This is a genomic window from Rhodococcus oxybenzonivorans, from assembly GCF_003130705.1.
Taxonomy (GTDB): Bacteria; Actinomycetota; Actinomycetes; order Mycobacteriales; family Mycobacteriaceae; genus Rhodococcus_F; species Rhodococcus_F oxybenzonivorans.
In genome coordinates this window covers 3,417,556-3,443,388 of sequence record NZ_CP021354.1, presented here as the reverse complement: position 1 = coordinate 3,443,388, position 25,833 = coordinate 3,417,556, and the positions used below count along the sequence as shown (strand labels likewise).

At 67.1% G+C, this 25,833-nt stretch carries 20 protein-coding genes; 16 read left to right on the top strand and 4 right to left on the bottom strand.

The window, feature by feature from the left end; translation table 11 throughout:
* Nucleotides 1–699 precede the first annotated feature (699 nt).
* A complete protein-coding gene (locus CBI38_RS16215; RefSeq protein ID WP_109335139.1) occupies nt 700–2,070 on the top strand; it encodes a wax ester/triacylglycerol synthase family O-acyltransferase in 1,371 nt (456 codons plus the stop codon).
* 40 nt (nt 2,071–2,110) lie between these two features.
* On the opposite strand, the gene CBI38_RS16210 is transcribed toward CBI38_RS16215, so the two are convergent.
* Nucleotides 2,111–3,517, bottom strand: a complete 1,407-nt coding sequence (locus tag CBI38_RS16210) for a WS/DGAT/MGAT family O-acyltransferase (RefSeq protein WP_109330328.1) — start codon at nt 3,515–3,517, stop codon at nt 2,111–2,113.
* Nucleotides 3,518–3,772: 255 nt separating this feature from the next.
* Entirely contained in the window at nt 3,773–4,273 is a 501-nt protein-coding gene (locus tag CBI38_RS16205; RefSeq protein WP_109330326.1) for a hemerythrin domain-containing protein, read from the bottom strand.
* Between the two features lie 143 nt (nt 4,274–4,416).
* Here CBI38_RS16205 and CBI38_RS16200 point away from each other — a divergent pair, with 143 nt between their 5' ends.
* Nucleotides 4,417–5,460 carry an Rv2578c family radical SAM protein gene (locus CBI38_RS16200; protein ID WP_109330324.1) on the top strand — a complete coding sequence of 348 codons (1,044 nt, stop codon included), beginning with the start codon at nt 4,417–4,419 and terminating at the stop codon, nt 5,458–5,460.
* Here the strand turns inward: CBI38_RS16200 and CBI38_RS16195 are convergent.
* Together CBI38_RS16195 and ypfJ are read right to left on the bottom strand one after the other, a co-directional pair.
* Nucleotides 5,447–5,902 carry a PPOX class F420-dependent oxidoreductase gene (locus CBI38_RS16195; RefSeq protein WP_109330322.1) on the bottom strand — a complete coding sequence of 152 codons (456 nt, stop codon included), beginning with the start codon at nt 5,900–5,902 and terminating at the stop codon, nt 5,447–5,449. The genes CBI38_RS16200 and CBI38_RS16195 overlap by 14 nt on opposite strands.
* A 63-nt stretch (nt 5,903–5,965) precedes the next feature.
* The gene (ypfJ, locus tag CBI38_RS16190; RefSeq protein ID WP_109330320.1) at nt 5,966–6,895 is read right to left on the bottom strand and encodes a KPN_02809 family neutral zinc metallopeptidase; all 930 of its coding nucleotides are present in this window, start codon (nt 6,893–6,895) and stop codon (nt 5,966–5,968) included.
* 144 nt (nt 6,896–7,039) lie between these two features.
* Here ypfJ and aspS point away from each other — a divergent pair, with 144 nt between their 5' ends.
* From aspS to aroB, 14 genes are all read left to right on the top strand, one after another.
* On the top strand, nt 7,040–8,854 hold the full coding sequence (aspS, locus tag CBI38_RS16185; RefSeq protein WP_109330318.1) for an aspartate--tRNA ligase: 1,815 nt from the start codon (nt 7,040–7,042) through the stop codon (nt 8,852–8,854).
* Between the two features lie 41 nt (nt 8,855–8,895).
* Nucleotides 8,896–9,867 carry a DUF389 domain-containing protein gene (locus CBI38_RS16180; protein WP_109330317.1) on the top strand — a complete coding sequence of 324 codons (972 nt, stop codon included), beginning with the start codon at nt 8,896–8,898 and terminating at the stop codon, nt 9,865–9,867.
* Nucleotides 9,864–12,470 carry a circularly permuted type 2 ATP-grasp protein gene (locus CBI38_RS16175; RefSeq protein WP_109330315.1) on the top strand — a complete coding sequence of 869 codons (2,607 nt, stop codon included), beginning with the start codon at nt 9,864–9,866 and terminating at the stop codon, nt 12,468–12,470. The genes CBI38_RS16180 and CBI38_RS16175 overlap by 4 nt, the downstream gene beginning before the upstream one ends.
* The gene (locus CBI38_RS16170) at nt 12,467–13,417 is read left to right on the top strand and encodes a transglutaminase family protein (protein ID WP_109330313.1); all 951 of its coding nucleotides are present in this window, start codon (nt 12,467–12,469) and stop codon (nt 13,415–13,417) included. The genes CBI38_RS16175 and CBI38_RS16170 overlap by 4 nt, the downstream gene beginning before the upstream one ends.
* 65 nt (nt 13,418–13,482) lie before the next feature.
* Nucleotides 13,483–14,658, top strand: a complete 1,176-nt coding sequence (locus tag CBI38_RS16165; RefSeq protein WP_109330311.1) for a phosphotransferase family protein — start codon at nt 13,483–13,485, stop codon at nt 14,656–14,658.
* A 57-nt stretch (nt 14,659–14,715) separates the two neighbouring features.
* Entirely contained in the window at nt 14,716–16,149 is a 1,434-nt protein-coding gene (locus tag CBI38_RS16160; RefSeq protein WP_109330309.1) for a replication-associated recombination protein A, read from the top strand.
* 86 nt (nt 16,150–16,235) lie between these two features.
* The gene (gene alaS / locus CBI38_RS16155) at nt 16,236–18,908 is read left to right on the top strand and encodes an alanine--tRNA ligase (protein WP_109330307.1); all 2,673 of its coding nucleotides are present in this window, start codon (nt 16,236–16,238) and stop codon (nt 18,906–18,908) included.
* 2 nt (nt 18,909–18,910) lie between these two features.
* Nucleotides 18,911–19,450 (top strand): Holliday junction resolvase RuvX, encoded by a 540-nt coding sequence (gene ruvX, locus CBI38_RS16150; protein ID WP_109330305.1) that lies wholly within the window; start codon nt 18,911–18,913, stop codon nt 19,448–19,450.
* The gene (locus CBI38_RS16145; RefSeq protein WP_109330303.1) at nt 19,447–21,195 is read left to right on the top strand and encodes an endolytic transglycosylase MltG; all 1,749 of its coding nucleotides are present in this window, start codon (nt 19,447–19,449) and stop codon (nt 21,193–21,195) included. Before ruvX ends, CBI38_RS16145 begins: the two co-directional genes overlap by 4 nt.
* A gap of 1 nt (nt 21,196) precedes the next feature.
* Nucleotides 21,197–22,012 carry a shikimate dehydrogenase gene (locus CBI38_RS16140; protein ID WP_418328263.1) on the top strand — a complete coding sequence of 272 codons (816 nt, stop codon included), beginning with the start codon at nt 21,197–21,199 and terminating at the stop codon, nt 22,010–22,012.
* A gap of 90 nt (nt 22,013–22,102) precedes the next feature.
* Nucleotides 22,103–22,750 (top strand): prepilin peptidase, encoded by a 648-nt coding sequence (locus tag CBI38_RS16135; RefSeq protein ID WP_109330299.1) that lies wholly within the window; start codon nt 22,103–22,105, stop codon nt 22,748–22,750.
* Nucleotides 22,751–22,826: 76 nt separating this feature from the next.
* A complete protein-coding gene (gene aroC, locus CBI38_RS16130) occupies nt 22,827–24,014 on the top strand; it encodes a chorismate synthase (RefSeq protein WP_109330297.1) in 1,188 nt (395 codons plus the stop codon).
* A 38-nt stretch (nt 24,015–24,052) separates the two neighbouring features.
* The gene (locus CBI38_RS16125) at nt 24,053–24,559 is read left to right on the top strand and encodes a shikimate kinase (RefSeq protein ID WP_109330295.1); all 507 of its coding nucleotides are present in this window, start codon (nt 24,053–24,055) and stop codon (nt 24,557–24,559) included.
* A 61-nt stretch (nt 24,560–24,620) separates the two neighbouring features.
* Nucleotides 24,621–25,727: a 3-dehydroquinate synthase gene (gene aroB / locus CBI38_RS16120; RefSeq protein WP_109330293.1), complete on the top strand. Its 1,107-nt coding sequence runs from the start codon at nt 24,621–24,623 to the stop codon at nt 25,725–25,727.
* Nucleotides 25,728–25,833 lie beyond the last annotated feature (106 nt).

Here is a 25,833-nt window from a genome sequence, read left to right as displayed (position 1 = left end):
GTTCTCAATATACGCGCGTGTACCCATGCACCGCAATGCCCAATGTGCTCGAAAGGGGCCGGCGCTCGAACAGACCGGCGATCACGAGAGAGGCGGTCGAGCGGGTCGAGCGGACCATGGCAGCGGCTCGGCTACCACTGGTGTGGTGAGTCGAGCTGCTGTCGTTCTTCGGATATGCCCGGCGCTGTCAGCCGATGCCGATGCCGCCGCCGAATGTGACGCTCAACCACTTCAAGAAAGCGTCGAAGGCGACACTGAAGTCGATACCTGCAGAACCCATCTGAAGTCACTCCTCACCTTTGTTGTATTCCACGGGATCAGTTGATCCACGCTTAACTCGAATATCGACCAGACTTTCCGCAACGTTTCACCGAGCGGGAAAGAATTTCTGGTTTCGTATTGAACAAATGCCCAGATGCTCTTGGACAATTGCCCATTTTATTTACTGGACGCTCGATCGAATGCGTCGGCGCATGGTCTATTCGATCGGATAGAAAAGGGATCATTCATCGGCCCGCGGCAACCGATATGCGTACTTGCCCGTGGCCGGCGCCCGAGGATCGCTGGTGCCATCCGGGTGGACCGGTCGCAGTGCTTCGTCTCTGCGGGAAACGCAGTCTTCGCGAGCGGAGTGTGCTGTGCTGGGACCACAGAGCCGGGAGGTGCGGTGTGCGAACTGCGTTCGGCGGACTGGCGCCGATGTGGATGACCGAGGCGATGTTCGTGTTGTTCGAGTCCCCTTCACACCCGATGCACGTGGCCACCCTGACGCTCTTCGAACCACCCAGCGGCACCGTGCCCGGCGCGCACGCCGCCGATATGGTCGGGAGTCTCCGCGCTCACGCCGAGATCTCGGAACTGTTCCGCAAACGCCCGGTCCGCTTGATGCACGGGTATCCGTGGTGGCGTGTCGACGAGGAGGTCGATCTCGACTATCACGTGCGGCACACCGCAGTTCCTGGTGGAGGAACCATGACCGACCTACTCTCGCTGGTGTCCCAGATGCACTCGATGCCGCTCGATCCGCAGCACCCGATGTGGGAGATGCACGTCATCGAAGGACTGACCGACGGGCGCACAGCGGTGTACACGAAGTTCCATCTGTCTTTGCCCGACGGCGCCTCCGGGCTACGGCTACTGCACCGCACGCTCTCGATCGACCCGGGCATCCGGGACTGCCCGGCGCCGTGGAGTCCGTCGGTCGCGGCCCCAGCGCGGCATCTCTCCCTCGACCCGCGAGTGACACTGCGGTCCGGTGTGGAACTGACATGGCAGTGCGCGGCCATTCTCCCCACCTTGATGCGGACGGGCTACCGCGGGCTGACCGAAGAACATCTGACGTTGCCGCTGCAGTCACCGCCGACGATCTTCAACGCACCGACTGGTCGCGCCCGCAAGGTAGCGACCCGGTCCTGGCCACTGAAGCCGCTACGGCGGCTCGCCACTTGCACCGGCGCACCGCTGGAGGTGGTGGTGTTGGCGATGTGCGCGGGCGCCCTCCGCGGGTATCTGCTCGAGCAGTACGCCCTCCCCGAGGCGCCGTTGACCGCAATGCTGCCGGTCCCACTCGACTTCGGTGAGGGCCCTACCATCGGGACCGCGGGCCGTGGAGTCGGGGCAATGGTGGTGTCGCTGGCCACCGACGAAGCCGATCCCCTCGCGCGATTGGCGCGGATTGCCGACTCCGTCGCCCATACCAGCAGGGTTGTCGCCGCCCTCGGTCGCTCACAGTTTCAGTTGGTGAGCGCGCTGACGTTGAGTCCGATCATGCTGGAACCGGTCCGGCGGGTGCTCGAGGAGATCCCGCCGCCTTTCAACGTGACCATCTCCTACACACCGGGTCCGACCCGCCCACGATTCTGGAACGGAGCTCGCCTCGACGCGGTCTACCCGGTACCGGCCCTCGCTCGCGGACAGGCGTTGAGCATCACCCTCACCAGCCGATCCGGGGAGTTACACGTCGGTGTCGTAGGCGATCGCACCGCGGTTCCCCACTTGCACCGGATCATCGGCTACCTCGACACCTCCCTCACCGAACTCGAAACCGCGAGCCACACTGCGCGTCGGTGATCGAGAACTTCGCAAAGGCGTGCGACCGCCGTCGAGGCCACTACAGTCCGACGGCCTGCTCGAGGGCGTCGAGTTCGGTGTCGAGATGATCGAGCATCGGGCGCAGATTCGGGACGGCGGACCGGCATCCGGTCAGTCCGAACACGAGATGGTCGTCGCTACTGGTGACAGTGATGTTCAGTGCCTGTCCGGTCACCGGGATCGACAGAGGGTACAGGGAATCGAGGCGGGCGCCGTTCCAATACAGGGGGCTGGCGGGGCCGGCGACGTTGGAAATGACGAGGTTGAACGGAGGTCGCTGTGGTCCCCGCCGGCCGGCCAGCATCTCGAGGCCGAGGGGGGCCGCTCCGAGGGCGCTCATCGCCAACGCCTGGGCCGGGCTCATCGCGCGCAGGGCCTGCTTCCCTTCGCTCATGCAGGTCCGAATCGTGGCGAGCCTCGCTCCGTGCTCGGGAAGGTGGGTGGCGAGGTTGCACATCAGGACTCCCACCCGATTGCCACCCTGCGATTCGCCGTCATCGGCGCGTAGGGAAACCGGGACCATCGCGATGAGCGGTTCATCCGGCAGGGCGCCCAGGTCGTCGAGGTAGCTGCGCAGGGCTCCGGCGGACATCGCCAGGACGATGTCGTTGACGGTGGCGTCGGCGTGCTTGGCCAGCAACCTGATCCGTTCGAGCGGCCACGATCGGGCGGAGAACTGGCGCGCCCCGCCGATCGGAACGTTGAACACAGTGTGCGGTGCGCGCATCGAGAGCGGCCCGCCCCGGGCGTGCAGGGCCCGGTCCATGGTGCCTGCCAGCGCCGGTGCCAGACCTGCGACTTCTCGGGCGCCGTGCAACGCCAGTCTTGGCAGGCCCAGCACGTCTGCAACTCCGGGCAGGTGTGACGCCGCCGTTCCCGGAGGCGGTGTGACACGACCGCTCGCGGTGGGCATCGGCTGCCAGGGGGCTGGCATTCCTCGTCGGTCGGGATCTTCACTCATACTGCGGCGCAGCAGGTTCATGGCGGAGGCGCCGTCGGCAAGCGCGTGGTGGATTTTCGTGTAGACCGCGTAGCGCCCGTCGGCGAGGCCCTCGATCAGGTGCATCTCCCACAGTGGGCGGTTGCGGTCGAGCAGACCCGCATGCAACCGAGACGACAACGCCAGCAGTTCGGGCATGCCGCCCGGGCGGGGGAGGGCGTGGCGGTGCACGTGATGGTTCAGGTCCAACTCCGTGTCGGTGACCCACCCCCACTGTCCCAGGGTGGTCATCGAACGTCGGGCGCGTTTGCGGAACAGCGGAGCGACGTCGGTGGAGGCCGTGGCCGTGTCGAACATCGCCCGCATGTCTGCGGCGTCGGCGCCGTCCGGGGGTGTGAACACCGCCAGGCCGCCCACATGCATCGGATGCTCCCGCGACTCGCCGAGCAGGAACAGTGAATCGGTCGGCGCCATCGGCAGCAGCATGCGGGGTGTCCTTCCTTCCCGAACGGCGGATCCGCACTGGCACTGCGGTGTCTCCGGGCGGGGTGACTTCGGTTTCCGTTAGCCGGCTTGTTCGGTAACGTTCAGGTGTGGTTTACGTCACAAATCGGCATCCGGATCAGTTCTACAGGAAGGTGCTGTCCGCGCGCTACCCGGCAGACGTCGAGCGGGTCACCGCGAGAGGGCGCTCGTGGAGTCGCCGGAGATCTACCCATCACTTCAGGTCCACCAGGTGCATCACTTGATGACGGCGTCCACCGTCTTCTTCAACGCCGACGGTTGTGCAGGCGAATGGGGTGCCTTTTCCTTCAATTCCAGCAGTCGCGCACCCATTTCCTGAAGTTGCTTACGCCCCAGCTCTTCCCGCACCTTCGGGAACCACTCCTGCTCCTCTTCCTCGATGTGGTGCTCGACATTCTCGATGAGGACGGTGGCCTTCGCGTCGAATCGTTCGCTGTCGGGCTTCATGGCCGCCAGCTCCGTTACGAGAACGTCGGCGACGTGGTGCTCCTCGAACGACTCCAAGATGTCGTCCTCGAGGTCGGGGGCGAGTTTGCGTACCTCCGGGTACATGCACTCGTTCTCGAGGTAGGTGTGCACGGTCAGTGCCTCGATGATCTGGTCGACGATCCGGCCCTTCGCCGCTTCGGCGTCGGGGCCGGCGCTACGGAACTCGCGGAAGAGTTTTCGGATTGCCTTGTGGTCGTTGCGCAGGAGCACAATCGCGTCGGTGGACATGGGTACCTCGCAAGGGTGTGGTCGGCGGTCGACGCTCCCGCGAGTACCCCGAGTGGACCGTCTCTACGCGCGACCGGACGCCGGCTCTGCCCTTGGCTCCGGTTGGACTTGACACCCGTTAGAACACATGTTCGCATGTACTCATGAGGTGGGACGGGCAGGCGCTCGATGCGGACGACGGCGCGTTGCCCGGGCTCGAGCGGGCAGGTCTGGTGCGCAGCGTGCAGACGCCCGAGTTCGAGGGCATCACCTTTCACGAAGTGCTCTGCAAGAGTGCGCTCAACAAGACGCCCGAGGAGTCCCAGCTCCCGTTCCGCTACACGGTCAACGCTTTTCGAGGGTGTTCCCATTCGTGTCGTTACTGCTTTGCCCGGCCCACCCACGAGTACCTCGACCTCGATGCCGGCCGGGATTTCGATAGTCAGATCGTGGTGAAGACGAATGTCGCGGCGGTGCTCCGAAAAGAACTGAGCCGTAAGTCGTGGAAGCAGGAGCACGTAGCGTTGGGCACCAACACCGACCCGTATCAGCGGGCCGAGGGCCGGTACCGACTCATGCCGGGAATCATCCGGGCACTGACCGAGTCGGCGACACCATTCTCGATCCTGACGAAGGGAACGCTTCTGCGGCGCGACCTCCCGCTCCTGACACTGGCTGCACAGCAGGTCGCCGTCAGTATCGGCGTGTCGCTGGCCATCCATGACGCCGACCTTCAGAAGTCGATCGAACCCGGCACTCCGTCGCCTAGGGCGCGCCTCGATCTGATCCGGGCAATCACGGATGCGGGCATGACGTGCAATGTGATGGTCGCCCCGGTCATCCCGTTTTTGACGGACTCGGCACGGCACCTCGACGGTTTACTCGAGGCCATCGCGCAGGCAGGAGCGTCGAAAGTCACCGTGCTGCCGATGCACCTGCGGGGGAGTACCAAGGGCTGGTTCATGAACTGGCTCTCCACCGAACATCCCGCACTGATTCGGCAGTACCGGCAGTTGTACGGTCGATCCGCCTACGTGCCGGCCGAGTACAAGTCGTGGCTGAAGGCACGCGTCGACCCGCTCGTCGAGCGTCACGGTCTGGCCGGTCGCGCGCAAAATCGTGACGCCGGAGCGGCAGGTCGGGTCGAGGCCGAGCGCCGCGAACTCGTACGAGCCGGCAGTACCGGACCGACTCTCACTCTGTTCTGATCGCAATTCCCTCGGGGTCCTCGTCGGGCGGCAGGTGAACCGTGCGTCTCGGTTCATACCATTCGGTCCCGACGGGTTCACCGCCCATGTTCCAACTCCATGAGATCGTCGGCGTGATGCGGGCATACATGCCCGGGCCGACGATGCCCACCCGCTGGATCGGCTGCTCCGCGATACCGTAAACCCGAATGCATCGGGCGATGAACGGTTCGATCGACTCGAGGTCGTCGACCACCAAGGCGACCTTGACGTTGCCCGCTCGGAGGTTGCGGAACTTGCGCGTCTGGGTCACGGCCGGCCCGGAACCGCCGATCCAGAAGTATGTCCCGTCGAACTCGAAGGCAAGCGGAACCACGTCGGGCTGCCCGTCGGGGCAGACAGTGGAGAACCGTGCGACGGGTTGTGAGCGGATGTAGGCGATCTCTTGGTCCGTGAATGACACGGCGTCTCCTTTCGCGTAGCGAGCCCAGGTTGCCCTGCGCGGGAACGCGAGCCGCCAGGCGGCTCAGCGCAGGGCGGGTGGGCTGTTCAGATCGCGGGCGGAGTAGGTGTTGCAGGCATCGACCCGGCCTGTCCGGTACCCGGTGACGAACCATTTCTGTCGTTGCTCGGAGGAGCCGTGCGTCCAACCTTCGGGATTGACCCGGCCGCCCGCGGACTGCTGGATCCGGTCGTCACCCACCGACGAGGCCGCGGACAGCGCGTCCTGGATGTCGGTGTCGGTGAGGGTGTTCAGAAACGGCGGTCCGCCGTCGGGCCCGGGAAGTGTGTCGGCGTAGTGGGCCCACACGCCGGCGTAGCAATCGGCCTGCAGTTCGGTGCGGACCGCGGCCGAGTCAGCTCCGCGCGGATCGGTCTGCGCCCGGCCGATGTCGCCCAGCTGATTCTGAATATGGTGTCCCACCTCGTGCGCCACGACGTATTCCTGAGCGAGGGGTCCGGCACTCGACCCGAAGCGGTCGACGAGGAGCTGGAAGAAGCTGGTGTCGAAGTACGCCGTCGAGTCTGCCGGGCAGTAGAACGGGCCGACCTCGCTGGTGGCGTTTCCGCACCCGGTGTTCACCGCGCCGGAGAACAGCACCACCTCGGGCGGGATGTAGTCGGTTCCGGTTTGTGCACCGAGTTCCTGCCCCCACACGGAGTCGAGACTGCCGACCGTGAACACCACCCGGCAATCCACGTCGCGGTTGGCGTCCGCACCCGTCTCACAACCTTCGAGGCTGGCACCGGGACTCTCGGCGGACGGGTCGGTGGCACCGCTCAGTCCACCGAGCAGGGATCCGGGGTCGCCGCCGAGCAGCAGAGCGAGAACAAGCACGATCAGGCCCCCGGCTCCGCCGCCCATCGCGAACTTGCCGCCGAGGCCACCTCCTCCGCCGCCACCCCCGACCGAGACCCGGCCGGAGTCCATGCGGGCGCCCTCGTTGAAGGTCATGTGTCGTCGCTTTCTCTCCGAGTGTCGCGGTACAGGTAGCTCGAGCATTGCACGTGAAGCGGGTATGAGTTTCCGCTCACGCACAGTGTCTCCGTAGGATCGCAGCCAACGAAGTAGCTTGCCCCACGTTTCGAAAGGAATCCCGTGCTGCGCACACATCTCGCCGGTTCATTGCGAGCCGAGCACGCCCAGCAGACCGTTACCCTCACCGGTTGGGTCGCCAGGCGTCGTGATCACGGCGGGGTGATCTTCATCGACCTGCGTGATGCCTCGGGCGTGTCGCAGGTGGTGTTCCGTGAGGGAGCTGCTGCCGACCAGGCGCATCGACTGCGCGCGGAATACTGCGTGAAGGTCACCGGCATCGTCGAGGTCCGGCCAGAGGGCAACCAGAACTTCGAGATTCCCACCGGGGCCATCGAGGTCAACGTGACCGACCTCGAGGTTCTCAACGAGAGCGCGCCGCTACCGTTCCAGCTCGACGACCAGGCCGGGGAAGAAGCGCGCCTGAAGTACCGCTACCTCGACCTGCGCCGGGAGGGCCCGGGCCATGCCATCCGGCTGCGCTCGAAGGTCAATGCCGCTGCCCGCTCCGTTCTCGCGCACCACGAGTTCGTCGAGGTCGAGACGCCCACGCTGACGCGGTCGACGCCGGAAGGTGCGCGCGACTTCCTCGTCCCCGCCCGACTGCAGCCGGGTAGCTTCTACGCCCTGCCGCAGAGCCCGCAGCTGTTCAAGCAGCTGCTGATGGTCGGTGGCATCGAGCGGTACTACCAGATCGCGCGGTGCTACCGCGACGAGGACTTCCGCGCGGACCGCCAGCCGGAGTTCACCCAGCTCGACATCGAGATGAGCTTCGTCAACCAGGACGACGTGATCCTGCTCGCCGAGGAAGTTCTGACCGCACTGTGGAAGCTCGTCGGCCACGAGATCAAGACCCCGATCGCACGGATGACGTACGCCGAGGCGATGCGGCGGTTCGGTTCCGACAAGCCGGACCTGCGTTTCGGTATCGAACTCGTCGAATGCATGGAGTTCTTCAAGGACACCACCTTCCGGGTGTTCCAGGCGGAGTACGTGGGCGCCGTGGTCATGCCCGGTGGTGCCGCCCAGCCCCGGCGTCAGCTCGACGGATGGCAGGAGTGGGCGAAGCAGCGCGGCGCCAAGGGGCTCGCGTACGTGCTCGTCGGCGAGGACGGCGCCCTCACCGGTCCGGTCGCGAAGAACCTCACCGACACCGAACGCGCCGGGCTCTGCGACCACGTCGGCGCGAAGCCCGGAGACTGCATCTTCTTCGCAGCGGGACCCACCAAGCCGATGCGTGCGCTGCTCGGCGCGGCGCGGGGAGAGATCGCCCGCAAGCAGAACCTGATCGACCCCGACGCCTGGGCCTTCGTGTGGGTCGTGGACGCGCCGCTGTTCGAACCGACCGCCGACGCCACCGCCAGCGGCGACGTCGCCCTCGGCTACAGCGCGTGGACGGCGGTACACCACGCCTTCACCTCGCCGAAGCCCGAATCGATCGACACGTTCGACACCGACCCCGGTTCGGCACTCGCGTACGCATACGACATCGTCTGCAACGGAAACGAGATCGGCGGCGGCAGTATCCGTATTCACCGCAAGGACATTCAGGAACGAGTGTTCAAGGTGATGGGAATCTCGCACGAGGAGGCCGAGGAAAAGTTCGGCTTCCTCCTCGACGCATTCGCGTTCGGTGCACCGCCGCACGGCGGCATCGCGTTCGGCTGGGACCGCATCACGGCCCTGCTCGCCGGAGTCGACTCGATCCGTGAGGTGATCGCATTCCCGAAGTCGGGCGGCGGCGTCGATCCCCTGACGGAGGCTCCCGCCCCGATCACCGCGCAGCAACGCAAGGAGTCGGGTGTGGACGCCAAGCCGGAGCCTAAGGGCGGCGCCGGCGCAGCGCCGGTGGTGAAGGACGCGGTCGCCGGCACGTAGATCGATCGACGGGGACCGACGCGGACAGCAGGGGGGACGTCATGCTGCATCTACGGGTGATCTGCCCCGCCGAGCACACCGACGACGTTCTCGGTGTGCTCGCCGCGGAGCCCGGGGCCACCCACGTGGTGGTCCTGCGCAGTGCGGCGATCGACCCGGCCGGTGACGTGGTCCAAGCAGATGTGGCCCGCGAGGCGGCCAACGAGGTGATCGACGCGCTCGAAGCGCTGGACATCCAGCACATGGGCGCGATCACCTTGGGACCGGTCGAGACGGTCCTGTCCACGGCCGCACGGAAGGCAGAGAAGGCGGCTCCCGGCGATCCGGCCGACAGCGTCGTGTGGGAGGAACTTGTCAGCCGCACCCGTGAGGAGTCGACCCTCAACGGAACGTTCCTCGCCTTCTTGACGATCGCGTGTCTGCTCGCGTCGGTAGGAGTCGTGACCGACTCACCGATCACGATCGTCGGTGCCATGGTGGTGGAACCGGAGTTCGGTCCGTTGGCAGCACTCGCCGTGGCCCTGGCACGGCGCAAACTCGGTCTCGCACGACGCTCCTTGTTCGCGCTGCTCCTCGGCTTCCCCTTCGCCATGGCTGCCACCTTGGTTGCCACGCTGGTGATGGAACGGATCGGGTGGATGGCTCTCGACAGCCTCGACGCCCAGGATCAGGTCGACTACATCTACAAGGTCGGACCCCTGTCGCTGGTGGTCGCCGTCCTCGCGGGGGCAGCCGGGATGCTCGCGCTCGTGTCCGCGAAGTCTGCGGCACTCGTCGGTGTCTTCATCTCGGTCACCACCGTGCCGGCGGCGGGTTTCGCCGTCGTCGCCGTCACGGTCGGCGAATGGCGCATCGCCGCACTGTCCGCACTTCAACTGGGCATCAACATGGTCGGAATCGTGGTGGCCGGGGTGCTGGTCCTCGCGCTGCGGTTGCGAGCCGGTAACGGAGCCGATCGCCTGCTCGCCGAGGCACGGAAAGAACGCGTCCAGCAAGTCCGGAGACTCCGGTGACCGCGGCGCCGCACCGCGGCCCGGAATACGACGAACTGTTCGACGCCGACGGGAAGGTCCGTGCGCCGTGGTCCGAGCTGGGTGACGGCCTCCTCGGCGCGGACAGCGGCTCCGTGCGCCGGCTGCAGTCCCGCATCCGGCTCCTCGTCGACAACCACGGCATCACCTACAACCCCCTCGACGGATCGGACCTCGCCACCGGACCGTCTCGGTGGGAGATCGACCCGATACCGCTTCTCCTCACGGCCGACGAATGGGAGCACCTCGAAGCGGGATTCCTCCAGCGTTCGCGGCTTCTCGATGCCGTGCTCGCCGACCTGTACGGGCCGAGGACGCTCCTGCGGAGTGGTGCCGTGCCCGCCCGCCTCGTGTTCGGTCATCCCGGATATCTTCGGCCTGCGCACGGCATGTCGCTCCCGGGTCGGCACCAGTTGTTCTTCCACGGTCTCGACGTCGGCCGCGGCACGGACGGCAATTTCCACGCTGTTCGCGACCACACCCAGTCTCCGGGCGGGGCCGGCTACGCGATGGCGAACCGCCGAGTGATCGCCCGGGCGGTTCCGGGCATCTACGAGACCGTGGGCCCCCGGCCGTTGTCCTCGTTCGCCCAGTCGATGCGGCTCGCGGCAATCGACGCGGCGCCCGCCGGTTCGGAAGACCCGCTCGTGGTCGTGCTCAGTCCGCAGACCAGGTCGGGTGCCGCGTTCGACCAGGCCTACCTGGCGACTGTCCTCGGGTTCCCGCTCGTGGAGAGCGCCGACCTGGTGGTCCGTGACGGCCGCATCTGGATGCGGTCACTGGGCCGGTTGGAACAGGTCGACGTCATCATCCGGCGGGTCGACGCCGAACTCGCCGACCCCCTCGATCTGCGCCCCGGCTCCCGGGCCGGCGTAGTCGGCCTCGTCGAGGTGCTGCGTCGGGGAGCAGTGACCGTTGTGAACACCCTCGGCAGCGGAGTCCTGGAGAATCCGGCACTCACCCGCCTGCTGCCGGCACTCTCGCGGCGACTGCTCGACGAGGATCTGTTGTTGCCGTCCGTGCCGACGTTCTGGGGAGGTGACCGCTCTGAACTCGCGCACATCCTGGCCAATGTTTCATCGATGGTGCTCCGCGCCGTCCGCGGCGGGCCGCCCGTCGTCCCCTCCGCACTCGACGACGCCCGGCGCACGGAATTTCTCGAACAGGTACGCGCGGATCCCGCCAACTGGGTGGGGCAGATCATCCCCGACTCGTCGTATGCGCCGTCGGCCGGCGCCGGGGGCGGGGGCGAGGTCACTCTCGCGCCCGTCGGCGTCCGGCTGTTCTCCGTGGCTCAACGGGTGGGCTACGTACCCATGTCCGGCGGCCTGGGAACGACCCTGATTCCGGGTGCCGAGCGCGGGGATCGCCGGCATGCGGGAGCCAAGGACGTCTGGGTGCGCTTCGCGCCGCGGCTCGGCCCGGCAGATACCGGTGAGAGCGCCGCCCGTGACGTCGAGTCGCTCCCCACCTACGCAGCAACCTCGTCCGATCTGCTGGCCTCGCCCCGCGCGCTGTCCGAACTCTTCTCGATAGGGCGATGCGCGGAGCGGGCCGAGGGTTCGGCACGGCTGATGATCGCAGTGGGGGAGAAGTACCGCGACTATCGGCTCCGCCCGTGGCTGCCGGGTGCCGGGTGTCTTCCTATTCTCCTCGACGCCGTCCTCACCGTCGCGGAGCAGGGAAATGCACGGGGGGAAGGGGGCGCGCCGACACGGTCGGTGAACGCTTCCGACGGAACTGCGGGCCCCCATCCCACTGCGGATCTCCAGCAAGTTCGAGCGGAACTACGGTCTCTCACCGTCGATCCCGACCGCGACGGATCACTCGCTCGAGCCGTCCGGGACGTGGAGCAGGCCGCGCGGGCGGTACGCGGCCAATTGTCGAACGACATCTGGGCCGTGCTGAGCACGGTGGAACGCGCTCTCGGTGAGGTCTCCGACGAGTCGATCGACGATGGCTCCCGGCTTTTCGAGGCGCAATCCGCAGTGCTCGGCGGCATGCTGGCGCTGTCCGGTGTCTCAGCGGAATCGCTGGTCCGCGACACCGGCTGGCACATCATGGACATCGGCAAGCGGATCGAACGGGCCTCTACTCTCACCACCCTGGTGGCGTCCACCATGGGGCGGAAGCGGGATCCCGCGACCGAACGAGCGTTGATCGAATCACTTCTGCTCGCCACCGAGAGCTCGGTGGTGTACCGCCGGCGGAATCGAAGTATCCGCCCTGCCGCGGTGGCCGAGTTGCTGCTGTTCGACATCGGCAACCCCCGCTCGCTCGTCTTCCAGCTCGAGGCGCTGCGGACCGACCTGGCGGCCCTACCCGACGCCTCCGGATCCTCGCCGGCGGAGCGGCTCGCCGAGGACATGCTCAACACCGTTCGACGGGTCGACCCTGCCCGGCTCGAGCGCATCGACGACACCGGAGTACGAACAGAAGTGGGCGACCTGACCACCGAGATCGTCGGACTTCTCGGCCGGTTGTCCGAGGTCATGTCGAAGGGGCCGTTGTCGTTGCCCGGCGGTATGCAACCGCTGTGGGGCAGCGCGACCTCGTGGACGGTCGGGGGCGGAGTTCCCGCATGATCGACCCGTCGCCCCCGGCTGATTCGACCAGCGAGCGCCCCGTACTCCGGCGATACCGGATCACCCACCGCACTACCTACACCTATTCGGAGCCGGTGTCCTCGTCCTACGGCCGCTGCTACCTGCTGCCGCGTGACACCGAGGATCAGCGCTGTGTCCGATCGGCTGTCGACATCTCGCCCGCGCCCGCCGATCGGTCGGTGGGTGTAGACGTGTACGGCAATCGCGACCTCTACTTCCAGGTCAGCGCAGCGCACGAGGAGCTGATCGTCACCGCCGAGTCCGAAGTAGAGGTGTACGGGCCGGAACCACACCGGCTCGTCAGTGCGCCCGCGAACTCGCGGTGGGAGCTGTCCCGGCCGGTGGGGACGGACGGGGCGCTGGCCCAGGACTTCGTGCTGGACGTGCAGCCGGCCGAGATCAGTGACGGCGTGCGCGACTACGCGGCCGTGAGCTTTCCGCCGGAACGTCCGCTCGTCGACGCCGTCCTCGACCTCACCAGCCGCATCCACCGCGACTTCCAGTACAGATCGGGGTCGACGTCCGTGTCCACCCGGGTCACCGAGGTGCTCGAGAAGAGGTCCGGGGTGTGCCAGGATTTCGCTCGGCTCGCGATCGCCTGCCTGCGCTCACACGGGCTCGCCGCCCAGTACGTGTCGGGATATCTGGAAACGCAGCCGCCGCCCGGCCAGGAAAGACTGATCGGTGTCGACGCCACCCACGCGTGGGCCGCTGTGTGGATGCCCGGCGACCGCTGGCTCGCTTTCGACCCGACCAACGATCAACTCGTCGACGAGCGCTACACAGTCGTGGCGTGGGGCCGGGACTACGCGGATGTGCCGCCGCTGCGCGGAGTCATATACACAGAGGCACGAAACAGCACCATTGCGGTGTCGGTTGACGTGGCACCGCTCCATCCGCTCGCGCCCGATCAGCCGAAATGCTGAAATTCACCGAGGCTTCCGGCGGAGGACTCGATGATCCGTGTCACTAGCAGGTAAGTTGGACCGCGATGACTGCAATACTGGCCGACCCCGTTTCCGAGGTAGTTGCCGCAGCCGAGAAGCTGCTCACGCGTCGTACCGGGGCACCCGTGACACTGGTAGACCCCGTCGACCTCGGCGGTAGTGGTCGTACCATCGTGCTCCGCGTACGCGTGGCCGAGAATCCGTTCTCCCTTCCGCGGACGTTGGTGATCAAGCAACTGCGTGAGGACGTCGGCGTGTCCGGCTCACGGACTATCGATCCCGACGACCTGTCGGGTGACAGCAGCAGCGCGTTCCTCCGTGAAGCCGTGTCGTATCAGTTCGCCACTGCACTGGCGACCGACAGCAGGCCGGGCGCCGAACTGCTCGCCTCCGACCTCGAGGCGCGACTCCTCGTTCTCAGCGACCTCGGTGATGCCTCGCCGATCAGTGCCCTGCTCGAGCATTCCGACGCCGATACGGTCACCAACACCCTGATGGCCATGGCACAGGCGCTGGGCCGTATGCACGCGGCCACGGTGGGACGCGAAGAGGACTTCACCGCCCTTCTTCGCCGCGCCGAGGTGGCGCATTGCGACGACACCGTCGCCGAGCAGGTTCACCGCGCGGTTCCCGAGGTGCCCCGCCTTCTCTCCCGGATCCTGGGTGTCGACGTATCCGCGGACATGACGGCGCAGGTAGCGCGCGCCGCGAAGCTGTTCGACAGTGGCCGATTCAGGGCGTTCAGCCCCTCGGACCTGTGCCCGGACAACATCATGGTCAACGACGAGGGTGTTCGTTTCCTGGACTACGAGTGGGGTGGCTTCCGCGACGCGATGCTCGACATCGCGTATGCACTGGTCTCCTTCCCTGGTTGCCTCTGCACCGTGGAACTGTCCGACGAGCGGACGCAGGCCATGATCGAGGCTTGGCGCGCCGAGGTCGTGGGGATGTGGCCCGCGCTCGCCGACGACAACGTGCTGGCCACCCGCATGGTCGAAGCGCAGCTCATTTGGGTGTGGGTCAGCACGTATCTGTTCCTTCCGGAGAATCACAGCCGCATCGCCGCCGTGCGTGAGCATCACCTGTCGGTTCCGCGGTCCGAAGCCCTGACGCAGCGCTGGGACAGGCTGGCCCGGAGCGCCGACCACGCCGGGAACACGGTGGTTGCCCACCACGCCCGCCTCGTGGCCGACAAGCTTCGAGGTTTGTCTGTCGGGTGACGCCGACCGGCAGACCGGAGTGGGTTTCCACGACGCCTTCCGAGTAGCGTCGAACTTGTGAGCGATCTTTTCGGTTCGGAGTTGGGCGAGGACGAGTCGGCCGGACTGTTCGAGACCGTGCGGCCCGAGGTGGACCCCGCGCCGAAATCCGGTCTCGGACACGTGGCTGTCAACCCTCACGCACCACTCGCGGTGCGGATGCGCCCGCGCACTCTCGGTGAGGTGGTCGGACAGCAGCACCTCCTGGGGCCCGGGGCGCCGCTACGGCGTCTGGTCGAGGGCTCCGGAGCAGCGTCGGTGCTGCTGTACGGCCCTCCCGGTACCGGCAAGACAACCTTGGCCTCACTCATCTCGGGGGCGACGGGCCGCCGATTCGAGGCGTTGTCGGCGCTGTCCGCGGGTGTGAAGGAGGTGCGCGGCGTCATCGAACTCGCGCGGCGGCGCCTCCTCGCGGGGGAACAGACGGTGTTGTTCATCGACGAGGTACACCGGTTCTCGAAAACCCAGCAGGACGCCCTGCTCGCTGCCGTGGAGAACCGGATCGTGCTCCTCGTTGCCGCGACCACCGAAAACCCGTCCTTCTCGGTCGTGTCACCGCTGCTGTCCCGGTCGTTGGTGCTGCAACTGCAGTCGTTGACGCCCGGCGACATCGAGGAACTCCTCGAGCGGGCGCGCACCGACGAGCGTGGGTACGACGGTGAGATCGAAATCGCGGGCGATGCCTTGGATCATCTGGTCCGATTGGCGGCGGGCGATGCGCGTCGGGCACTGACGGCGCTCGAGGCGGCCGCGGGGGCTGCCCTCGACCAGGCGGGCGATGCGGATCGGCCGATTCTGCTCGACCTCGCCACGGTAGAGGCCAGCGTCGACAAGGCGGCGGTCCGCTACGACCGTGACGGTGACCAGCACTACGACGTCATCAGCGCCTTCATCAAATCGATCCGTGGCTCCGACGTCGATGCCGCACTGCATTACCTCGCGCGGATGCTGACCGCGGGTGAAGACCCGCGCTTCATCGCGCGTCGGCTGGTGGTCCACGCGAGTGAAGACATCGGGATGGCCGATCCGACCGCACTGCAGACTGCCACCGCGGCCGCCCAGGCCGTGCAGCTGATCGGCATGCCCGAGGCACGCCTTGCGCTCGCCCAGGCGACCATCCACCTCGCCACCGCACCGAAGTCGGGGGCGGTGATCGCTGCGCTCGGAGCGGCGATGGCCGACGTCGCCGCGGGCAACGCAGGCCTGGTGCCCCCGCATCTGCGCGACGGGCACTACGCGGGTGCGGCGAAGCTCGGCAACGCCGTCGGATATCGCTATCCCCACGACCACCCGGACGGCGTGCTGCCACAGCAATATCCGCCGGACGAACTGGTCGGCGTCGACTACTACCAGCCCACCACGCACGGTGGTGAGCGCGACATTGCGGCCCGGGTCGACAAGTTGCGTGCCATCGTCCGTGGCAAGACGCGTCCGGGTGGCCGGTTAAGCTGATTGTTGCCGAACTGCCGGGCTCCCGTGTGCCCGACAGGACAGCCACCCCGCAGTTGCCCTCGAGACAGACAATAAGGATCACTGACGTGCAGACCCACGAGATTCGCCGGCGCTTCCTCGACCATTTCGTCAAGGCAGGCCACACCGAGGTAGCCAGCGCCTCGCTGATTCTCGACGATCCGAACCTGCTGTTCGTCAACGCGGGAATGGTCCAGTTCGTGCCCTTCTTCCTGGGCCAGCAGACCCCGCCGTACTCGACGGCGACCAGTGTGCAGAAATGTGTGCGCACCCTCGACATCGAAAACGTGGGCATCACGACCCGGCACAACACGTTCTTCCAGATGGCCGGGAACTTCTCCTTCGGTGACTACTTCAAGCGGGAAGCAATCAAGCATGCCTGGGCGTTGCTGACCGGCAGCGTCGACGACGGCGGCTATGGATTCGATCCCGAGCGGATCTGGGTCACCGTCTACCTCGACGACGACGAGGCCCGCGACATCTGGCGCGACGAGGTCGGCGTTCCCGAGGTGCGGATCCAGCGCCGGGGCATGGCCGACAACTACTGGTCCATGGGCATCCCCGGGCCGTGCGGGCCATGCTCGGAGATCTACTACGACCGCGGCCCCGAGTTCGGCAAGGAAGGCGGCCCGGAGGCCGACGAAGACCGCTACATCGAGATCTGGAATCTCGTGTTCATGCAGAACGAGCGCGGACTCGGCATCAGCAAGGACAATTTCGAGATCCTCGGCCCGCTGCCGAAGCAGAACATCGACACCGGCATGGGAGTCGAGCGCGTCGCGTTCCTGCTGCAGGGCGTCGACAACGTGTATGAAACCGACCTCGTCCGCCCGGTGATCGCGAAGGCCGAGGAGTTGTCAGGCCGCAGGTACGGCGTCAATCATGACGACGACGTCCGGTTCCGGGTGATCGCCGATCACGCGCGTACGGCGGCCATGCTTATCGCCGACGGTGTGAATCCGGGCAACGACGGACGCGGGTACGTGCTGCGCCGACTGCTGCGGCGCATCGTGCGTTCGGCAAAGCTGCTCGGCGCCGACAAGCCGAGCATGCGTGACTTCATCACCGTCGTACGCGACACGATGGCCCCCTCGTACCCGGTCCTCGACAGCGACTTCGGCCGCATCGAGACGGTCGCGGTCGGCGAGGAGACGGCGTTCCTCAAGACCCTCACGTCCGGCTCGAAGCTGTTCGAAGGCGCCGCCGAGTCCGTGAAGGCTTCCGGGAAGTCGGTCATCGGCGGCGATCAAGCCTTTGCGCTGCACGACACCTACGGCTTCCCCATCGACCTCACCCTCGAGATGGCGGCCGAGGCCGGATTGTCGGTCGACGAAGAGGGATTCCGCACGCTGATGGCGGAGCAGCGTCAGCGTGCCAAGGACGACGCCCAGGCACGCAAGCACGCGCACGCCGACCTGACCGTCTACAAGGAACTTCTCGACCGCGGTCCCACAGAGTTCACCGGTTTCCACGAACTGGTGTCCGAGGCGCGTGTCCTCGCCCTGATCTCCAACGGGCAGCGCGTTCCCGTCGCCGCCACCGGCCAGGACGTCGAGGTCATTCTCGACCGCAGCCCGCTGTACGCGGAGGCGGGCGGCCAGATTGCAGACCTGGGCGCGCTGACCGGGCCGGGACTGCGTGTGAAGGTCAACGACGTCCAGAAAATCGCGAAAAAGCTGTGGGTCCACAAGGTCACCGTCCAGGAAGGCGAGATCACCGAAGGCGACGTCGTTCTGGCTCAGGTCGATGCCGGGTGGCGTAAGGGTGCCACCCAGGGTCACTCCGGTACGCACATGGTCCACGCCGCCCTCCGACAGGTTCTGGGGCCCAACGCCGTTCAGGCCGGTTCGTTGAACAAGCCCGGATATCTGCGGTTCGACTTCTCGTGGCAGGGTGCGCTCACCGAGTCGCAGAAGCAGGACATCGAGGTTGTGGCGAACGAGGCCGTGGCCGCCGACTACGCGGTCAACACGTTCGTCACCGACCTCGACAAGGCAAAGGCGATGGGCGCCATGGCCTTGTTCGGCGAGAACTACGGCGACGAGGTACGCGTCGTGGAGATCGGTGGACCGTTCTCCATGGAGCTATGTGGCGGAACACACGTGGGAACCTCGGCGCAGATCGGCAACGTGACCCTCCTCGGTGAGCAGTCCGTCGGCTCGGGTGTGCGGCGTGTGGAGGCCTACGTCGGGCTGGACTCGTACCGTTACCTGGCCAAGGAACGGGCGCTGCTCGCCGGACTGTCGTCCTCGCTGAAGGTGCCCTCCGAAGAGGTGCCTGCCCGTGTCGAGGCCTTGGTCGAACGGCTTCGCGTTGCAGAGAAGGAGCTCGAACAGGCTCGGGCACAAGCAGTTCTGGCCTCCGCAGGCACCTACCTCGACAAGGCTCAGCGCGTGGGACCGGTGCTGCTGGTGGCGGACTCGGCTCCCGCCGGTGTCGGTGGCAACGACCTCCGGAGTCTCGTCACCGACATTCGCGGACGGTTCGGCACGCAGCCGGCTGTCGTCGCCCTGTTCGGTGATGCCGACGGCAAGGTTCCATTCGTTGTCGCCGTCAACAAGGCGGCGCAGGAACTCGGGGTCGCGGCCGGTGACCTCGTGAAGGAGTTCGGCCCCCTGATCGGGGGTCGCGGCGGCGGCAAAGCGGACATGGCCCAGGGGTCCGGCTCGGACACCACCGGCATCGCGGCGGCCCTCGATGCGGTCCGAGGGGCCGTGGCGGACAAGGTAGGGAACCAGTAGCGGTGCATCGCGCGGAACAGGGCGGTCCCGATCGACCGGGCGTCGACGACCCTGGGCGCGGTCGACGCATCGGTATCGACGTGGGGAGCGTCCGGATCGGAGTCGCCTCGAGCGACCCCGACGGGGTTCTCGCCACCCCGGTCGAGACGGTTCCCCGGTCGAAGGAACGCGGCCCCGACGCGCCGGATATCCGGCGCATTGCCGACATAGTCGAGGAATACGAGGCCGTGGAGGTTATCGTCGGTCTGCCGCAGACCTTGCGGGGCGAACGAGGCAAGGCGGCCTCGATCGCTACTGTGTTCGCGAAACGATTGCGAAGGGCGGTGGATCCGATCCCGGTGCGGATGGCGGACGAGCGTCTGACCACCGTCACCGCCACGCGGGCGCTTCGCGAGAGCGGTGTCAGTGCGAGAAGCCAGCGTACGGTGATCGACCAGGCCGCGGCGGTGGCGATCTTGCAGGGGTGGTTGGACGAGCGGAGCAGGTCGGTGAATGCAGGGGATTCGGTCGGGGACAGGCAGCAACCGGAGGCGGGCCAGTGAGCAATCATCGGCGGCCGGCAGGGGAACAGCCTGGTTTCGACTATCCTCCCCGTGAACCGCGGCGACACCGCTATCTCGACGAAGACGAACCGGTCGAGTACGAGTCTGGCCCCGAGCGCGCTGATTTTCCGGACCGTGCCGAAGCGGCCGAACTCGGTCACCACCGCACCGGCTACGCCGATTCCGCGCTCGATGATCGTATGTACGGCTACCACCCGCCCGGTCCCGACTACCTCGCGCGCCACGACGGGGCCCACACGGAGCCAGCGCACCACGAGCCCGTGCATCGCTACCGTGAGGACCCTCTCGACGAGCACGCCCATGAGCACACGTACGACCGGTCAGCGTACGACGAAGCTGCGTATGACCAGGCTGCGTATGGCGAGCCTGCGTATGACGAGCGCGACGTTCACGAACGCGAGTACGACGGCCTGCCGGTCGACGACCATGTCTCCGTCGAGGGGCGACGTGACGCACCGTACGAGAGAGCCGACGACGCGTTCGACGAGGCCGAAACACAGGTCATTGCCGCCGTTCCCGTCGAGCGTCCCGCCCCGCCGTCGCGCGTGCACGCGCGACGCGAGCAGAAGTCCCGCGGCCGGGCACGCAGGGGCAAGATCCTCGGAGCGCTGGCGGCCGCAGTCGTTCTGGTCGTCTTGGCGGGAATGGTCTTCGTCGGCGGCAAGCTCTTTTTCGGTGGCCCGGACGCCCCGGCCGACTACCCGGGTCCGGGCGGACCCGAAGTCGTGGTCCAGGTCCATGCGGGGGACACCGCGGAGGAGATCGCGACCACGCTGGCCGAGCGAGACGTGGTGGCCAGCGGATCGGCCTTCTTCAACGCCGCGGTCCAGAACACTGCGATGAATTCGGTGCAGCCCGGTTTCTACAGTCTCTCGACCCAGATCCCTGCCGTGGACGCCGTCCGAGAACTCGTCGATCCGGCGTCGCGTGTGGGCCAGATGATCATTTCGGAGGGCCGTCAGCTCCACGACACCACCGACGTGCAGACGGGTGCAGTGAAGAAGGGGATCTACACCCTCATCTCGGAGGCAAGCTGCCTGGGCGAGGCCGGGCAGGAACGGTGCATCAGCTACGACGAACTCAACAACGCCGGTGCGGGCGACATCGGCGCACTCGGCGTACCGGACTGGGCCAGAGATGCCGTCGCCGGCGTACCCGACCGGGACCGGCAGCTCGAGGGTCTCATCGCCGCCGGCAGCTGGGATTTCGATCCGACGGCCGGTGCTGCCGAGATCCTACGGAAGCTCGTGACCGAGAGCGCGGCGAGCTACGAGGAGACGGGCATCCTCACCGCGGGAAACGTGGTGGGCCTTTCCCCCTACCGGATGCTCATCGCCGCGTCGCTGGTGGAGCGGGAGGCGATGCCCGAAGACTTCGCGAAGGTGGCGCGCGTCATCTTGAACCGGCTGGCGGTCAACCAGGCGCTGCAGTTCGACTCGACGGTCAACTATGCGCTCGACACGACGGAGTTGGCCACCACCGATGCGGATCGGGCGACGGTCACCCCGTGGAATACCTACGCCAGCCCCGGCTTGCCGGCCACCCCGATCTCGTCGCCGAGTATCGCGGCCCTGCAGGCCGTCGAATCCCCGGAGCAGGGGGACTGGATCTATTTCGTGACCGTGGACGCGAAGGGAACGACGCTGTTCACCAAGAGTTATGAGGAGCACTTGTCCAACATCGACCAGGCGCTGAACAACGGGATCCTCGACAGTGGACGGTGACGTGAAGTCGGCACGCAAGGCTGCTGTCCTGGGAAGCCCGATCGCCCACTCCCGGTCTCCGCAGCTGCATCTCGCGGCGTATCGGGCGCTGGGCCTGACCGACTGGACCTACGAGCGCATCGAATGCGACGGGGAACGTCTTCCGGGTCTCGTGTCCGGTCTCGGCCCGGAATGGGTGGGCCTGTCGGTCACGATGCCGGGCAAGATTGCGGCGCTCGACTTCGCCACCGAGCGGACCGAGCGCGCGGTGACGATCGGCTCCGCCAACACGCTGGTTCGCATCGAGGGCGGATGGCGTGCGGACTGCACCGATGTGGACGGCGTCCGGGGTGCTTTGACCGCGGGCGGGATCGGCACTATTGCCGGAGCCGACGCCGTGGTCGTGGGCGCGGGCGGGACGGCGAGGCCGGCGCTGGTGGCACTCGCCGACATGGGTGTGAAGAGCGTCACCGTGGTGGCCCGGAACGAGGGTCGGGCCGCGGGCGCGCTGGCCTGTGCCGAGGCGATCGGTCTCGAGGTTCGACTCCTCGGCTTCGACAGCCGCGAACTTGCCGCGCGGTGCGCCGGAGCGGCCGCCCTCGTCAGCACCGTGCCGTCCGCCGCAATCATCGACTGTGCGGATGTCCTCGGACAGGCGCCGTTCGTGCTCGACGCGATCTACGACCCGTGGCCGACGCCGTTGGCCGCGGCAGTGGAGGCTGCCGGTGGAACGGTGGTCGGCGGGTTGTCGATGCTCCTCCACCAGGCCTTCGGGCAAGTGGAGCAGTTTACCGGCCGGCCTGCGCCGAGAGAGGCCATGGCGGCCGCATTGGGCTAGTTGTCCACAGGCCCCGGTTTCTCCACAGGCCAGGGAATTTCTGCACGTCGTCGACGACGAGGCTTGCCGAGCACCGGTCACGCTGTGTCCATGTGGTGGCTCATCTCGGTCGGCGTGCTCGCCGGCGCAGGCGCAGGATGGTGCGCGCGGCGTACGGCGACGAGGTTCGTCGGCGACGCGGCCGTGCGACGCGGATGGTGTGAAAGTTCGTGCGCCGCGGGCGTGGCGGTCGCGGTGTGGTGCGGATCCTCGGGCCGGGAACCGGAACCCGCGTTGGTACCTGCCGCTGTCCTGCTGGGATGGTGGTGCGTCAGCCTCGCCGCCACGGACTGGTGTGCGCGCAGATTGCCGAACATCCTGACTCTGCCCGGATTCGCGGTGGTCGTCGTCCTTGCGGGGTTTACCGGTCAGGCGCCGGCTGCAGTGATCGGGGGTGTACTGCTCGCGGCGGCGTATCTCCTTCTGTATCTCTGCGCGCCCGGATCGCTGGGGGCGGGCGATGTCAAGCTCGCGCTGGGTGTGGGCGCGCTGGCCGCACTGGGTGGGGGAGGAGCGTGGGTGTGGGCCGCCCTCCTGGCACCGGCGTTCACGGCCGCTGCGGGGTGCGTCGCACTGGTCAGGGCACGGTCGCGGCCTTCGCGCCCGGAGCCCGACGCGGCTTCTCCGACGAGCGTTCCCCACGGGCCGGCCATGTGCGCCGCGACCGTCCTCGCGCTGCTGGCCACGCACCTTCCGTGAGCGCCGCCTTCGGTCCGCGCCGGGTTGGGAGGGCCACCGTCACTGCGGGTCGCGGCGACGTGGAAGGATATTGGTCGTGCTGCGCTGGATAACTGCCGGAGAATCCCATGGTCCCGCCCTCGTTGCGATGCTCGAGGGAATGGTTGCGGGCGTCGAAGTGACGTCCCAGGACATCTCGACTCAACTCGCGCGACGGCGTCTCGGTTACGGGCGCGGCGCACGCATGAAGTTCGAGGCCGACAAGGTCACCATCGTCGGAGGTGTGCGCCACGGTCGGACGCTCGGCGGGCCCATCGCGGTCGAGGTGGGCAACACCGAGTGGCCCAAGTGGGAAACCATCATGTCTGCCGATCCGGTGGATCCCGACCTGCTCGCCGATCAGGCGCGGAACGCACCCCTCACCCGACCGCGACCCGGGCACGCCGATTACTCCGGCATGCTCAAGTACGGTTTCGACGACGCCCGTCCCGTTCTCGAACGGGCGAGCGCGCGTGAAACCGCGGCGCGCGTCGCGGCCGCGACCTTCGCCCGCAACTTCCTCCGCCAGGTATTCGGCGTCGAGGTGCTCTCACACGTCATTTCCATCGGTGCGTCCGATCCGTACGTCGGTGTGGAGCCGACGGCGTTCGACATCGCGGCGATCGATGCCAGCCCGGTGCGCGCATTCGACAAGGCAGCCGAGGAATCGATGATCGCCGAGATCGAAGCGGCCAAGCGCGACGGCGACACCCTCGGCGGGGTCGTCGAGGTGGTCGTGCACGGGCTCCCCGTGGGTCTCGGCTCGTTCATCAGTGGCGCGGATCGCCTCGACGCCCGGCTCGCATCGGCGCTCATGGGCATTCAGGCGATCAAGGGTGTCGAGGTCGGCGACGGTTTCGAGACTGCCCGCCGCCGCGGCAGCCAGGCACACGACGAGATGCGCCCGGGCCCCGATGGCATCCTGCGATCCACCAATCGCGCCGGCGGGCTCGAGGGCGGCATGACCAACGGTGAGGCATTGCGCGTCCGCGCCGCGATGAAGCCGATCTCGACCGTTCCCCGCGCCCTTTCCACCGTCGACATGTCGACGGGTGAAGAAGCCGTCGCGATTCATCAGCGCTCCGACGTGTGCGCCGTGCCCGCCGCAGGTGTCGTGGCGGAGGCCATGGTCGCGCTGGTTGTGGCCCAGGCTGCACTCGAGAAGTTCGGCGGCGACTCCATTGCCGAGACGGCCGCGAACTTCGAGCGTTACGCCTCCGGTGTCGCCGCGCGGCTCGCGCGATGACCGCCGCGTCCGCCGTCGAAACGAGGCGGTGACGGGCCGTGGCACCGAAAGCTGTGCTCGTCGGCCCCCCGGGAGCGGGTAAGTCGACCATCGGCCGACGTCTTGCGCAGGCCCTCGACCTGCCGCTCTTCGACACCGATGCGGCGGTCGAGGAGGAAGCGGGGCGCACCATCGCGGAGATCTTCGTCGAAGACGGCGAGCCCGCATTCCGCGCCCTCGAGGAGGAGATCGTCCGCAAGGCGATCGAGAGTTCGGAGGGTATCGTCTCGCTCGGAGGCGGCTCGATACTGTCCGAGCGCACTCGGGCACTCCTGAAGGGCCACACGGTGATCTATCTGGAGATCAGCGTGGGTGAAGGCCTGAAACGGACAGGAACAAGTACTGCACGTCCCCTGCTCGCCGGTGGCGACCCCCGCGAAAAGTACGCCGAGTTGATGCGCAAACGTCGGCCGTTGTACCGCGAGGTGGCGTCCATTCGGATACGGACGGACGGACGTAGCCCCGCGCGGGTGGTGCAGCAGTTGGTCGCGAAGCTTGCCGGATGAGGTGCGACCCCGGCGGAACAGGTGATCCGAGAACATCGGACGAGACGGAGCGGAGCAGACAGTGACCGAACCGGTACGTGTACAGGTGCAGACGGCACACCCCTACCCGGTGATCATCGGGCGTGGTCTGCTCGGTGAGCTGGTGGACGAGCTCGCCGGAACCAGGACGGTGGCGATCTTCCATCAGCCGCCGCTGGCCGAAACGGCGGAGGCAGTGCGGGCGGCACTCGCCGAGAAGGGCATCGACGCTCACCGGATCGAAATCCCGGACGCCGAGGACGGCAAAGATCTGGCCGTGGCCGGCTTTTGCTGGGAGGTGCTCGGCCGGATCGGACTTACCCGCAGTGACGCCGTGGTCTCCCTGGGCGGCGGCGCGGCCACCGACCTCGCCGGATTCGTCGCAGCCACCTGGATGCGCGGAGTGCGGGTGGTCCATGTGCCGACGACCTTGCTCGCCATGGTCGACGCCGCGGTCGGCGGAAAGACAGGAATCAACACCGAGGCGGGCAAGAACCTTGTCGGTTCGTTCCACGAGCCGTCGGCCGTGCTCATCGACCTCGTGACACTGGAGACCGTGCCCCGCAACGAGATCGTCGCCGGGATGGCGGAGGTCATCAAGACCGGATTCATCGCCGACCCCGTCATCCTCGACCTCATCGAGAGTGACCCCGAGGCGGCGCTCGACCCGACCGGGTCCGTGCTGCCGGAACTGATCAAGCGTTCGGTGGAGGTGAAGGCCAAAGTTGTGGCGGCCGATCTCCGCGAATCCGATCTGCGGGAAATCCTCAACTACGGGCACACGCTGGGTCATGCGATCGAGCGGCGCGAGCGCTACCGCTGGCGTCACGGCGCCGCGGTGTCGGTCGGACTGGTGTTTGCGGCCGAGCTCGGCCGTCTGGCCGGCCGGCTCGACGACGAGACCGCCGATCGGCACCGCCGGATCCTCGAACTGGTCGGGCTCCCCACGACGTACGACGCGGACGCGTTCGGTCAGCTGGTCGAGGGAATGCAGACCGACAAGAAGAACCGCGCCGGCGTGCTGCGGTTCGTGGTTCTCGACGGACTGGCAAAGCCCGGACGTCTGGAGGGCCCTGACCCGTCATTGCTCGTCGCGGCGTACTCGGCCGTCGCCCGCGAGGAGACCGCCGGCGGCGCAGTCCTTCTCTGACCCAGCGACACGGCACTTCTCTGACGCCGAGACACGCCGCGGCGGAGGCAAGCACCCTGCTCACCTCCGCCGCGGCGGCGTCTTCGGATTCGACCGACGAGTGCGG